This is a genomic window from Streptomyces sp. NPDC048734 (assembly GCF_043198675.1).
Taxonomy (GTDB): domain Bacteria; phylum Actinomycetota; class Actinomycetes; order Streptomycetales; family Streptomycetaceae; genus Streptomyces.
Genome location: NZ_JBICUZ010000002.1, coordinates 658113 through 670166, shown reverse-complemented (window position 1 = coordinate 670166; position 12054 = coordinate 658113). Strand labels below are relative to the sequence as shown.

General features: G+C 72.4%; 10 protein-coding genes. 6 read left to right on the top strand and 4 right to left on the bottom strand.

Annotation, left to right across the window (positions count from 1 at the left end; translation table 11 throughout):
- The first annotated feature begins 70 nt into the window (after positions 1-70).
- The gene (truA, locus tag ACGFQC_RS08175; protein WP_363089038.1) at positions 71-925 is read left to right on the top strand and encodes a tRNA pseudouridine(38-40) synthase TruA; all 855 of its coding nucleotides are present in this window, start codon (positions 71-73) and stop codon (positions 923-925) included.
- A gap of 19 nt (positions 926-944) precedes the next feature.
- Here the strand turns inward: truA and ACGFQC_RS08170 are convergent, their stop codons facing one another.
- On the bottom strand, positions 945-1823 hold the full coding sequence (locus ACGFQC_RS08170) for a hypothetical protein (protein ID WP_363089039.1): 879 nt from the start codon (positions 1821-1823) through the stop codon (positions 945-947).
- 74 nt (positions 1824-1897) lie between these two features.
- Here ACGFQC_RS08170 and ACGFQC_RS08165 point away from each other — a divergent pair, with 74 nt between their 5' ends.
- The 4 genes from ACGFQC_RS08165 to glmM all read left to right on the top strand — a co-directional run bounded on the left by ACGFQC_RS08165 (position 1898) and on the right by glmM (position 5965).
- On the top strand, positions 1898-3112 hold the full coding sequence (locus ACGFQC_RS08165) for a glycosyltransferase 87 family protein (RefSeq protein ID WP_363089040.1): 1215 nt from the start codon (positions 1898-1900) through the stop codon (positions 3110-3112).
- Positions 3113-3355: 243 nt separating this feature from the next.
- The gene (rplM, locus tag ACGFQC_RS08160; RefSeq protein WP_363089041.1) at positions 3356-3799 is read left to right on the top strand and encodes a 50S ribosomal protein L13; all 444 of its coding nucleotides are present in this window, start codon (positions 3356-3358) and stop codon (positions 3797-3799) included.
- Between the two features lie 44 nt (positions 3800-3843).
- Entirely contained in the window at positions 3844-4356 is a 513-nt protein-coding gene (gene rpsI, locus ACGFQC_RS08155; protein WP_356560302.1) for a 30S ribosomal protein S9, read from the top strand.
- Positions 4357-4606: 250 nt separating this feature from the next.
- The gene (gene glmM / locus ACGFQC_RS08150) at positions 4607-5965 is read left to right on the top strand and encodes a phosphoglucosamine mutase (protein ID WP_363089042.1); all 1359 of its coding nucleotides are present in this window, start codon (positions 4607-4609) and stop codon (positions 5963-5965) included.
- Between the two features lie 68 nt (positions 5966-6033).
- On the opposite strand, the gene ACGFQC_RS08145 is transcribed toward glmM, so the two are convergent.
- Together ACGFQC_RS08145 and coaA are read right to left on the bottom strand one after the other, a co-directional pair.
- On the bottom strand, positions 6034-7008 hold the full coding sequence (locus ACGFQC_RS08145; RefSeq protein ID WP_363089043.1) for a DUF389 domain-containing protein: 975 nt from the start codon (positions 7006-7008) through the stop codon (positions 6034-6036).
- Positions 7009-7066: 58 nt separating this feature from the next.
- Positions 7067-8056 (bottom strand): type I pantothenate kinase, encoded by a 990-nt coding sequence (coaA, locus tag ACGFQC_RS08140; RefSeq protein WP_363089044.1) that lies wholly within the window; start codon positions 8054-8056, stop codon positions 7067-7069.
- 164 nt (positions 8057-8220) lie between these two features.
- On the opposite strand from coaA, the gene glmS reads away from it, so the two are divergent.
- Positions 8221-10068, top strand: coding sequence for a glutamine--fructose-6-phosphate transaminase (isomerizing) (glmS, locus tag ACGFQC_RS08135; protein WP_363089045.1), 1848 nt, complete (start codon positions 8221-8223; stop codon positions 10066-10068).
- Positions 10069-10277: 209 nt separating this feature from the next.
- Here the strand turns inward: glmS and ACGFQC_RS08130 are convergent, their stop codons facing one another.
- The gene (locus tag ACGFQC_RS08130) at positions 10278-12041 is read right to left on the bottom strand and encodes an insulinase family protein (RefSeq protein ID WP_363089046.1); all 1764 of its coding nucleotides are present in this window, start codon (positions 12039-12041) and stop codon (positions 10278-10280) included.
- Positions 12042-12054: the final 13 nt, after the last annotated feature.

Below are 12054 nucleotides of genomic sequence, written 5' to 3'. Positions count from 1 at the left end.
TCTGCCTTGCACAGGAGCGGGTCCTCCCTTCGGGGCGGGCCCGCTCTCGTGTTGTCGAGAGGATCCAGGAGTGAGTGACGAAGTACAGCCCGGGTTCGTACGGGTGCGGCTGGACCTGTCCTACGACGGGGCGGAGTTCTCGGGGTGGGCCAAGCAGGCCGGCGGCCGGCGGACCGTGCAGGGCGAGATCGAGGACGCCCTGCGGACCGTCACGCGGTCGGGGGAGACGTACGAGCTGACCGTGGCCGGGCGCACGGACGCCGGTGTGCACGCGCGGGGGCAGGTCGCGCACGTCGACCTGCCGCGCGAGGTCTGGGCGGAGCACCACGCCAAGCTGCTCAAGCGGCTCGCCGGGCGGCTCCCCAGGGACGTCCGGGTGTGGGCGCTGCGGGAGGCGCCCGCCGGTTTCAACGCGCGGTTCTCGGCCGTCTGGCGGCGGTACGCCTACCGGGTCACCGACAACCCCGGCGGGGTGGACCCGCTGCTGCGCGGTCACGTCCTCTGGCACGACTGGCCCCTCGACGTCGACGCCATGAACGAGGCCGCCGGGCGCCTGCTCGGGGAGCACGACTTCGCCGCCTACTGCAAGCGGCGGGAGGGGGCGACCACGATCCGCACGCTCCAGGAGCTGAGCCTGGTGCGCGGCGGGGACGGGATCGTCACGGCGACCGTGCGGGCCGACGCCTTCTGCCACAACATGGTGCGCTCGCTGATCGGGGCGCTGCTGTTCGTGGGGGACGGGCACCGGGGCCCGGAGTGGCCGGGGAAGGTGCTGGCCGCGGGCGTACGGGACTCGGCGGTGCACGTCGTCCGGCCGCACGGGCTGACGCTGGAGGAGGTCGGCTACCCGGCCGACGAGCTGCTGGCCGCGCGCAGCAGGGAGGCGCGGAACCGGCGGACGCTGCCCGGGGCCGGGTGCTGCTGACCCGCCCCCGGGGAATGGGTCACTGGTTCGCCGCCGCCGATGCCTGCGTCTCGCCGCGGCGGCGGATCTGCTGGAACGTGAACTCCGCGAGGCCGTCACCGGCGGCGAAGACCTGGGTGTCCTTCGTCGTCACGTCCTTGCCGTCGGTGAAGCCCGTGATCGTGAAGTAGGCGTACCGGCCGTAGGAGTTGGTCGTCGAGCGGCAGATCGCGCCGGCGCAGAAGGACTTGGCGTCGGTGCCGGGCAGCGCCTTGATGATGCTGCTCTTGTCGGCCTGGCCCTTGGCCTTGAGGGCCTGGGCCTCGGTGTCGAAGACGGCCACCCCGACCGTCACCGCGACGCCGTCCTTGACGTAGGTCACGCGCATCAGGCGGGTGCAGCCGTTGGCGGTCAGCACCTTGGGCAGGGTGCCCGCGGCGGCGGTGACGCAGTTGGTGGTGTCGGTCTTCGCGGCCTTCTTGTAGACGGCCGAGCCCATCGTCAGCTGCCTGCCCGGGAACATGATGTCCGGGCCGTTGGGCGCGCCGTCCTTGGCCTTGCTGGAGACGAACTCCTTCGGGTCCAGCGGCGGCGGGGCGCTGGTCGGTGCGAAGGACGGCGTCCCGGACGCGCTCGGCAGGTCGGCGGTGGCGGGCAGCGAGGAGGCCGGCCGGTCGGACGCCTCGTCACCGCCGTTCGCCGACACCACGGCCATGGCCACGGCGGTGCCGACGCCGAGCGTCGCGAGCACGCCCCCGCCTATCAGCAGCAGCCGGCGGCGCTTGTTGCGCGACTCCGACGCCTCGGCGAGCGCGGCCCAGTCCGGCGAAGGGTCCGTGGCACCGCTGGTCCACGGCTGCTGGGAGTTCGGTTTCCAGGGATCCCACTGGGACTGAGGTCCCCCCTGCCCATAGCTCATGCGCCGCATCTTAGACGGGGCGAGAGGTGTGCTGTTCCGCCTCAACAGGCTCAGCTGCCCCTAGCGTTCGGGGAATGAGTACGGTCAAAGGCGACATCTCGGGGTGGTTGGTGCGGCGTTCTCCCTGGCCGCCGTGGCTGGGGCTGGCGGCGGTCCTGGGCGCGCTGACGGGGCATGTGGCGCGGGCCACCCCGGACGGCGGCATGGACAACGCGATCGTCGTCCGGGCGGCGCGCGCCTGGCTGGAGGGGCGGTCCCCGTACGACGACCCGCACTTCCTGTATCTGCCGGGGGCGGTGCTCGCCGCCGTGCCGCAGGCGCTGCTGCCGCCTCAGGCGCTGCGCGTGCTGGTGCCGGTGGTCGTCGCGGCCTGTCTGGTGGGCGGCTGGGGGTGCGCGCTGCGGCTGCACCGGGTGCCGTTGGACAGCCGGCTCGCGGTGCTCGGGCTGACCGCGCTCGCGGCCGGCTTCGCGCCCTTCGGGCACCTGGTGCGGCTGGGCAACTGGACGGCGACGGCGGTCCTGGCCCTGCCGCTGGGACTGCTGCTGGCGAGCCGGGGCCGGTGGACGGCGGCGGGCGCGGTGCTCGGTGCGGCCCTGGCGCTGAAACCGCTGCTGGCCCCGCTGGCCCTGCTGCTGCTGTTCGCGGGCCGCTGGAAGGCGCTCGCCGTCATGGCCGCGGTCCCGGCGCTGGCCTCCGGCGCGAGCGCCCTGCTGCTGCCCGACCCGGCCGGGTTCCTCACCCGGACCCTGCCCTTCCTGCTGCATGGCCAGGACGCCTTCGTGCGGCTCTACGAGGCCTCTCCGGGGGCCGTGCTGCCGCGGCTGGGGGTGCCGGCGCCCGCGGCCCGGACGCTGGCGCTGGCCGCCTGCGCGGCGGGGCTGGTCGCGGCGTACCGGCGCTGGGGCCGTGCCGACCCCGGTCCGCTGCGGCTCTCCGAGACCGCGGCGGGGCTGATGCTCCCGGTGTTCCTGGTCTCACGGCCGTCGTACGACCACTACCTGCTCGTCGTCGTGCCGCTGCTGCTGGCCGGGCTGCCGTACCCGGGATCGGTGGTGCGCGGACCGTGGTTCTGGCTGGCGATGGTCCCGCAGCTACCGGGCCTGACCTGGCCTTATCTGGAGACGGTGCAGCGCCGGGCCTTCCGGGACGCGGTGACGTTGTGCGTCCTGGCCGTGACGGTGGCCTGCCGGTGCGGTCGGCGTCCACCGGCGGGGCGGCCCGACCCGGCGGGCGCGGGCCCGCGGGCGACGGCGGTCCCCGGCGACGATCACATTTACACTGGATGAGAAGAAGCAGCGATCCCGGCGGCCGCGGGCCTCGTTTTGACCCGGCCGAGCCACCGCGGGTATCCTGCATCTTCGTTGTGTATTGGCTTGCTCATTCTCACGGGACGGGCCCTTACACCGGTCCACCGGGCCGATGACCAGCGACCTGCACGCGGTATGCGTCACCGCAGTGCGGTCAGGGCTGTCGTGATCGTCTTCGGTGACCTTGTCAGGACCACTCACTCGAAGCGAAGGCTACGAACCGTGCGTACGTACAGCCCCAAGCCCGGCGATGTGACGCGCCAGTGGCACGTCATCGACGCTCAGGACATCGTCCTGGGTCGTCTCGCCAGCACCGCCGCCTCCATCCTGCGCGGCAAGCACAAGCCGATCTACGCCCCTCACGTCGACACCGGTGACTTCGTCATCATCATCAACGCCGACAAGGTGCACCTGTCCGGCAACAAGCGGACCCAGAAGATGGCGTACCGCCACTCCGGCTACCCGGGTGGTCTGCGCTCCGTCCGTTACGACGAGCTGCTGGACAAGAACCCCGAGAAGGCCATCGAGAAGGCCGTCAAGGGCATGCTCCCGAAGAACACGCTGGGCCGTCAGATGCTCTCGAAGCTGAAGGTCTACAGGGGTGACCAGCACCCGCACGGCGCGCAGCAGCCGCAGCCGTTCGAGATCACCCAGGTCGCGCAGTAACACCGGCCAGACCAAACCGAGCCAAGAGAATCTGAGGAATCACCGTGGCCGAGACCACTGCCGAGCAGCCGCTCGAAGAGCTTGACATCGACAGCTACACCACCGAGTCCGAGGTGCCCGTCGAGGGCGAGTACACCTCGGAGTCGCTGGCCGGCCGCTTCGGCGACCCGCAGCCGGCCGCCGGCCTGGGCCGTCGCAAGAACGCCATCGCCCGCGTCCGGATCGTCCCGGGCACCGGCAAGTGGAAGATCAACGGTCGCACCCTCGAGGACTACTTCCCGAACAAGGTGCACCAGCAGGAAGTCAACGAGCCGTTCAAGGTCCTCGAGCTCGAGGGCCGTTACGACGTCATCGCCCGCATCGCCGGTGGCGGCGTCTCCGGCCAGGCCGGTGCGCTCCGTCTCGGTGTCGCCCGAGCGCTGAACGAGGCCGACGTCGACAACAACCGCGGCGCCCTGAAGAAGGCCGGCTTCCTCACGCGTGACGACCGTGCGGTCGAGCGCAAGAAGGCCGGTCTCAAGAAGGCCCGCAAGGCCCCGCAGTACAGCAAGCGCTAAGCTTCGCTGCCTGCTCGTACGGGCTGTGGGCCGATCGGCCCACCCCTCCGTACTCCGAACGCCCCGGCGGCACGCCACAGTGCCGTCGGGGCGTTCGTTTTCCCGTAACCGTGGGCGTATAACGGCACAAGGTGCTCAAAGGCTTGTGTGATCGGATGTTCAGGGCATCAAATGCCTGAACGCGGGAGCCGCCGCTGATCCATCGACGCGCCGCACGGCTTTCGAAACTGACGCTTCCTCAGGAGGACAAGTGGGACGACTCTTCGGCACGGACGGCGTGCGCGGTGTCGCCAACGTGGATCTCACGGCCGAGATGGCGCTGGGCCTCTCCGTCGCGGCGGCGCACGTGCTGGCCGAGGCGGGCACCTTCGCGGGCCACCGGCCGGTGGCGGTCGTCGGACGGGATCCGCGTGCCTCCGGGGAGTTCCTCGAAGCGGCCGTCGTGGCCGGTCTGGCCAGCGCGGGCGTCGACGTCCTGCGGGTCGGCGTGCTGCCGACGCCCGCGGTCGCCTACCTCACCGGATCGCTCGGTGCCGACCTCGGCGTGATGCTCTCCGCCAGCCACAACGCCATGCCCGACAACGGCGTCAAGTTCTTCGCCCGCGGCGGCCACAAGCTCGCCGACGAGCTGGAGGACAGGATCGAGAAGGTCTACGACGAGCACCGCACCGGTGCCCCCTGGGACCGTCCGACCGGCGCCGGCGTCGGCCGGGTGCGCGCGTACGACGAGGGGTTCGACCGGTACGTCGCCCACCTGATCGCCGTACTGCCGAACCGGCTCGACGGGCTGAAGATCGTGCTGGACGAGGCGCACGGAGCCGCCGCCCGGGTCTCGCCGGAGGCCTTCACGCGGGCCGGCGCCGAGGTCGTCACGATCGGTGCCGAGCCGGACGGCCTCAACATCAACGACGGCTGCGGCTCCACCCACCTGGACAAGCTGAAGGCCGCCGTCGTCGAGCACGGGGCCGCCCTCGGCATCGCGCACGACGGTGACGCCGACCGCTGCCTGGCCGTGGACCACACCGGCGAGGAGATCGACGGGGACCAGATCCTCGCCGTGCTCGCGCTCGCGATGCGGGAGCGGGGCGCCCTGCGCTCGGACACCGTCGTCGCGACCGTCATGTCCAACCTCGGCTTCAAGATGGCGATGGAACGCGAGGGCATCTCGCTCGTGCAGGCCGCCGTGGGCGACCGGTACGTGCTGGAGGAGATGAAGCAGCACGGGTACGCGCTCGGCGGTGAGCAGTCCGGGCACGTGATCATCCTCGACCACGCGACCACCGGCGACGGCACGCTGACCGGGCTGATGCTGGCGGCGCGGGTCGCCGAGAGCGGACGGACGCTCCGGGAGCTGGCGTCCGTCATGGAGCGGCTGCCGCAGGTGCTGATCAACGTGCCCGACGTGGACAGGTCCCGGGTCGCCAGCTCGGCGGAGCTCGCGGCCGCGGTCGGCGAGGCGGAGCGGGAGCTGGGCGCCACCGGGCGGGTGCTGCTGCGGCCCTCCGGCACCGAGCCGCTGGTGCGGGTCATGGTGGAGGCGGCGGACATCGACCAGGCCCGGTCCGTCGCGGGGCGGCTGGCCGACGCCGTGAAGTCGGCGCTCGGCTAGACCTTCTCGTCCGGGTCGGACCGGGCCCGCCGGTCCGACCCGATCCGGTCCGATCCGGACGAAAGGCCTCAGGCCCGCGGGGCGGACTTCGCCCCGGCTCGTGGGTGAGCCGTCGTCTGACGCCTCCTCGCGAGCGACCAGAGCCACTTCTGCACCAGCAGGGTCAGGATCCCCGCCAGGACGATGCCCAGCAGGTTCAGCAGGAGTTGTTCCGAGGAACGCAGGGTCTGGTTGGTGTCGCCGTAGGTCAGTGCCACGGCCGCGTTGGCGGCGGCCGGGACGGTGGTGACCGAGATGGCGACGCCGACCAGGGCGCCCGACTTCGCCGAGGTGAGGGAGAGGGTGCCGGCGGCACCGGCGAGGACCGCCACCACGAAGGAGAACCAGTCCGGGGCGTAGACGAACCCCGTGTTCGGGCGGTCGCCCTCCAGTTGGTCCTTGGTGAACAGGCCCACGGCGTCCATGAAGAGACTGAAGCCCGCCGTCACCGCCATCGCCGCGGCGAAGCCGACCAGCAGGGCGACCAGGGAACGCAGGGCCAGGCGCGGCGCGCGCTGCACGGTGGCCGTGCAGATGCCGGCCAGGGGGCCGAACTCCGGGCCGACCGCCATCGCGCCCACGATCAGGATCGCGTTGTCGAGCACCACACCGCAGGCCGCGATCATCGTGGCCAGGGTGATGAAGGCGACGTAGGTGACCGAGAGGGTCGACTCCTCGTGCGTCGCCTCGACCAGGTGCTCCCACAGGACCGCGTCGGCGGCCTCGCCCGGTGCCTCCGCCTCGGCCCGGTCGGCTCGCCGGGACAGCGACAGGTCGATGTTCTCGGCGGCGATCGAGCCGGTGTCCTCCAGTCCCAACTCCTGCAGTTCGGTGAGGAGTTGGTCACCCGCCTCGCGTGCCACGTCGCACATGACGACGTCGCCCCCGGGGTCGCGGGCGGCACCCGGCAGCACCACCAGGTGGGTGGCGCCGGCCGTGTTCTCGATCAGGCGGACCGCGTCGTCGGTGCGGTCGGGCGGAGTGATCAGGCGCAGGTGCAGCATGGCGCCCTTTCTAACAGGCGCGGACCACGGGGCGCCCCGCAGGGGCGGCGGGCTCGGATCAGAGCTTGCGCAGGCTCAGTCGTTGGACCTTGTGGTCCGGGCCCTTGCGCAGGACGAGGGCCGCGCGGCCGCGGGTGGGGGCGATGTTCTCCACCAGGTTGGGCTTGTTGACGGTGCGCCACATCGTGCGGGCGTAGTCGAGTGCCTCGTCCTCGGAGACCTGGGTGTACTTGCGGAAGTACGAGTGCGGGTCCTGGAAGGCGGTCGCGCGCAGCTTGCGGAAGCGGTTGAGGTACCAGCGCTCGATGTCCTCGACGCGGGCGTCGACGTACACGCTGAAGTCGAAGTAGTCGGCGAGACCGACGCGGGTGCGGCCGTCCTTGCCGGGGAGCGCGGGCTGGAGGACGTTCAGGCCCTCGACGATGAGGATGTCGGGGCGGCGGACCGTGAGGCGCCGGTCGGGCACGATGTCGTAGATCAGGTGGGAGTAGACGGGTGCGGTGACCTCGCCCTTCCCGGCCTTGACGTCGGCGACGAACCGGGTGAGGGCGCGGCGGTCGTACGACTCGGGGAAACCCTTCCGCGACATCAGGCCGCGGGACTCCAGCTCCCTGGTGGGCAGCAGGAAGCCGTCGGTGGTGACCAGCTCGACGCGGGGATGTTCCGGCCAGCGCGACAGGAGGGCCTGGAGGAGGCGGGCGACCGTGGACTTGCCCACCGCCACCGAGCCGGCGACACCTATGACGAACGGGGTGCCGGACTGGGAGCCCTGTTCGCCGAGGAAGGTGTTCAGGGCCGAGCGCAGGCCGTCGGTGGCGCCCACGTACAGGTTCAGCAGCCGGGACAGCGGGAGGTAGATGTCACGGACCTCGTCCAGGTCGATGACGTCGCCGAGGCCGCGCAGCTGCTCGACCTCCTCGGCCGTGAGGGGCTGCGGGGTCTTGTCGCGCAGCGCGCTCCACTCGGAACGGGTGAGGTCGACGTAGGGAGTCGCCTCCGGCCGGTGCCGGTGGGCGCTCCGCGGTATCGAGGGGACCGGAGAGATCACAGTCCATTGTTAACGGAGTTTGAACAGGATGGCGGGTGGGATCCGTCACCCCGGCCGCCGATGGACGTGAGCTGTCGCCGCGGCGTGCGTACCCCCGTGGGAATTTCCGAATTCGGGCACGTGGAGGCCCTTTCGAGGTGCTGTCCCGCCGTACGCTGCCGGTCATGTGTGGAATCGTGGGATACGTGGGGTCTCAGCCGGCTCTCGAGGTCGTCATGGCCGGGCTGAAGCGGCTGGAGTACCGGGGATACGACTCGGCGGGCGTCGCCGTCCTCGCGGACGGAGGGCTCGCCGCCGCCAAGAAGGCGGGCAAACTGGTCAATCTGGAGAAGGAGCTGGGGGCCCGGCCGCTGCCGACCGGGACGACCGGTCTCGGGCACACGCGGTGGGCCACGCACGGCGGGCCCACCGACGCCAACGCCCATCCGCACCTCGACAACGCCGGACGCGTCTGCGTCGTGCACAACGGGATCATCGAGAACTTCGCCGCGCTGCGGGCCGAGTTGGCCGGGCGCGGGCACGAGCTGCGCTCCGAGACCGACACCGAGGCCGTGGCCCACCTGCTCGCCGAGGAGTACTCGGCGACCGGTGACCTCGCGGAGGCCATGCGGCTGGTGTGCCGGCGGCTGGAGGGGGCGTTCACGCTCGTCGCGGTGCACGCCGACGAGCCGGACGTGGTGGTCGGGGCACGCCGCAACTCGCCGCTGGTGGTGGGCGTCGGGGAGGGTGAGGCCTTCCTCGCCTCGGACGTCGCCGCGTTCATCGCCCACACGCGCTCGGCGATCGAGCTGGGCCAGGACCAGGTGGTGGAGCTGCGCCGGGACCAGGTGACGGTCACCGGCTTCGACGGCCGTCCGGCCGAGGTGCGCTCGTACCACGTCGACTGGGACGCGTCGGCCGCCGAGAAGGGCGGTTACGACTACTTCATGCTCAAGGAGATCGCCGAGCAGCCCAAGGCCGTCGCCGACACCCTGCTGGGTCGCGTCGACGTCTCCGGCGCGCTGACCCTCGACGAGGTGCGGATCCCGGCCGCGGAGCTGCGCGAGGTCGACAAGGTCGTCATCGTCGCCTGCGGCACGGCGTTCCACGCGGGGCTGATCGCCAAGTACGCCATCGAGCACTGGACGCGGATCCCCTGCGAGGTGGAGCTGGCCAGCGAGTTCCGGTACCGGGACCCCATCCTCGGCGCGCGCTCGCTGGTGATCGCGATCTCGCAGTCCGGCGAGACCATGGACACCCTGATGGCGCTGCGGCACGCCCGCGAGCAGGGCTCCAAGGTGCTGGCGATCTGCAACACCAACGGGTCGACCATCCCGCGCGAGTCGGACGCGGTGCTGTACACCCACGCCGGGCCCGAGGTGGCCGTCGCCTCCACCAAGGCGTTCCTGACGCAGCTGGTAGCCTGCTACCTCGTCGCCCTCTACCTCGGCCAGGTGCGCGGCACCCAGTGGGGGGACGAGATCCGGGCCGTGGTGCGGGACCTGGCGCGGATCTCCGGGGAGGTCGAGCGGGTGCTGGAGACCATGGAGCCGGTGCGGGAGCTGGCGCGGTCGCTCGCCGACAAGAACACCGTGCTGTTCCTCGGGCGGCACGTGGGCCATCCGGTGGCACTGGAGGGCGCGCTGAAGCTGAAGGAACTGGCGTACATGCACGCGGAGGGCTTCGCGGCCGGTGAGCTGAAGCACGGGCCGATCGCGCTCATCGAGGAGGACCTGCCGGTCGTGGTGGTGGTGCCGTCCCCGCGGGGGCGGTCCGTGCTGCACGACAAGATCGTCTCCAACATCCAGGAGATCCGGGCGCGGGGTGCGCGCACGATCGTGATCGCGGAGGAGGGGGACGAGGCGGTCGTGCCGTACGCCGACCATCTCGTACGGATCCCCGCGACGCCGACGCTGCTGCAGCCGCTGGTGGCGACGGTGCCGTTGCAGGTGTTCGCCTGCGAGCTGGCCACGGCGCGGGGGAACGAGGTGGACCAGCCCCGGAACCTGGCGAAGTCGGTCACGGTGGAGTAGGCACGGCCGCCGCCCCGCCGCCCCGCCGCCCCGCCGCCCCGCCGCCCCGCCGCCCCGCCGCCCCGCCGCCCCGCCGCCCCGCCGCCGCCCGGTCGCTCCCGCCGCCCCGTCGCGGCTGCCGCGCCCCCCCCGCCGGGGACGCCGCCTCCCGCCGGAGACGCCGTGCGAGGCGCCAGCGGGAGGGCGTGCGCGGGTGTCGTCCCCGTCGGTCAGCCGCGGGCCTGCCTGCGGCGCAGGTTCGCCGTGCGGGTCCAGCGGAGCAGGGCCAGTTCCACGGCGATGATCACGAGCGTGCCCCCGAGGGGTGGTATGCGGCCCTCGTCGATCCGGTCGACGACCAGGTACACGCCGAGGGCGGCCCAGGCCACGGCCAGTACGGGCAGCAGGACGACGAGGGCCGCCCAGCCCCAGCCGGTCGCCCGGCCCCGGTCGCCCGCCCGGCGCCGCCCGACGGCGGGCTCCGGGGCCGGCCTGCGCGGCTGCGGGATCTGCTCGGGGGCGCGGGCCGGCATCGGCACGACGCAGCCGGCGGGGACCGCCGCGTCCAGGGCCGCGACGCGTTCGGCGGTGACGCCCTCGAAGAGGGTCGGTTCGACGGTGACCGCGAAGCCGTCGAGACCGGTGAGCGCGCGGGCGCCGTCCGGCCGGGCGGTCATCGCGGCACAGGCGTCGTAGCGGACCGTGACCGGGCCCTTCGGGGTCTCCAGGGTGACGCCCTCGGCGCCGATGACCAGCGCGACCCGGTCGTCCTCCAGGGACGGGTGCCGGGTGCCGGTGACGGCGGCCGGGGAGGACTGGGGTGCCAGGGTGAAGCCGGCCCAGTCCACGCCCCGGCCGGGCACCTGGAGCAGGGCGGAGTCCCACGTCTGACGGGCCACCTCGTGCAGGTCGGCGACCGTGACCGCGTTCAGCTCGGCCCGGTGCTGCTCGGGGGAGAGGAGCGGGTGCCCGAGCAGCAGGCTCAGCGCGTACGACGGGAGGACGGCGGCGCCGAGGTCGGGGGTGTCGTACACCTTGAGGAGCTTGCCGCGCGCGGAGTCCAGTTCGGACTGCTCGACGCGGCCCGCGCGCAGCCGGGCGAGGGTGTCGACGAAGCCGCCGACGACCGCGTCCTGCTTGTGCGGCAGGGCGTCCGCGTGGGCGGTGAGGGTGGCGAAGGCGGCGTCGCGCGGTGAGTAGTCGGCCTCCGCGGCGTAGGAGTAGCCGCCCTCCTGGCGCAGGTCGTGGAAGAGTGCCCGGCCGAGGACGTCGGCGAAGACGGCGGCCGCGGCGGAGCGGGGCAGCACCGAGGTGAGGACGACGTGGCCGTCGTCGCCGTGGATGTAGGCCGGGGTGACGGGCAGCGCGCTGGTCGCGGCCGGGACCGGCGAGCGGGTCCCCGCGGGCAGGCCGAGGTCGAGGCCCTCCGGCACGTGGTCGCCGGTGATCCACAGCACCGCGTTGTCCCGGGTGAAGCGGGTCTCGGCCCAGTGCCGGACCTGGTCCGGGGTGAGGCTCCAGGTGCCCAGTTCGTTGTAGCTGGACAGGCCGTAGCCCTGGGCGCCGTAACGCCACAGAGCGAGCGGGGAGTGGGGGCCGCCGCCGCGGCTCGCCGCCTCCGTGCGCAGGATCTCCTTCTCGGTCTCCAGGCGGTCCATCGGCAGGTCCCGCAGGCCCGCGCACACGCCGTTGAGGTGGGTGACGACCTCCTCCTCGCTGCCGGTGACGTGGAAGAGGGTGTACGCGTTCGCCGTCGCGCCGTTGTAGTGCAGGTCGGACAGGCCGAGGCGGTGCAGGGCGAGGTGTTCGACGAGGTGCGTGATCCCGGCGGTGGCCAGGGTCTCGTCGGCGCGGCCCACCCGGAAGAACAGTCCGGCGCTGACCTCGTTGCCGGAGCCGGCGGTGTACAGGGTGGGGACGCCCTGGACGGTGGTGTGGGAGATCAGGCCGTCGAGAGCGGCGAGGCCGCTCGGGTCGTGCAGGTCGGTGGTCATGTGCCGGTGCCCC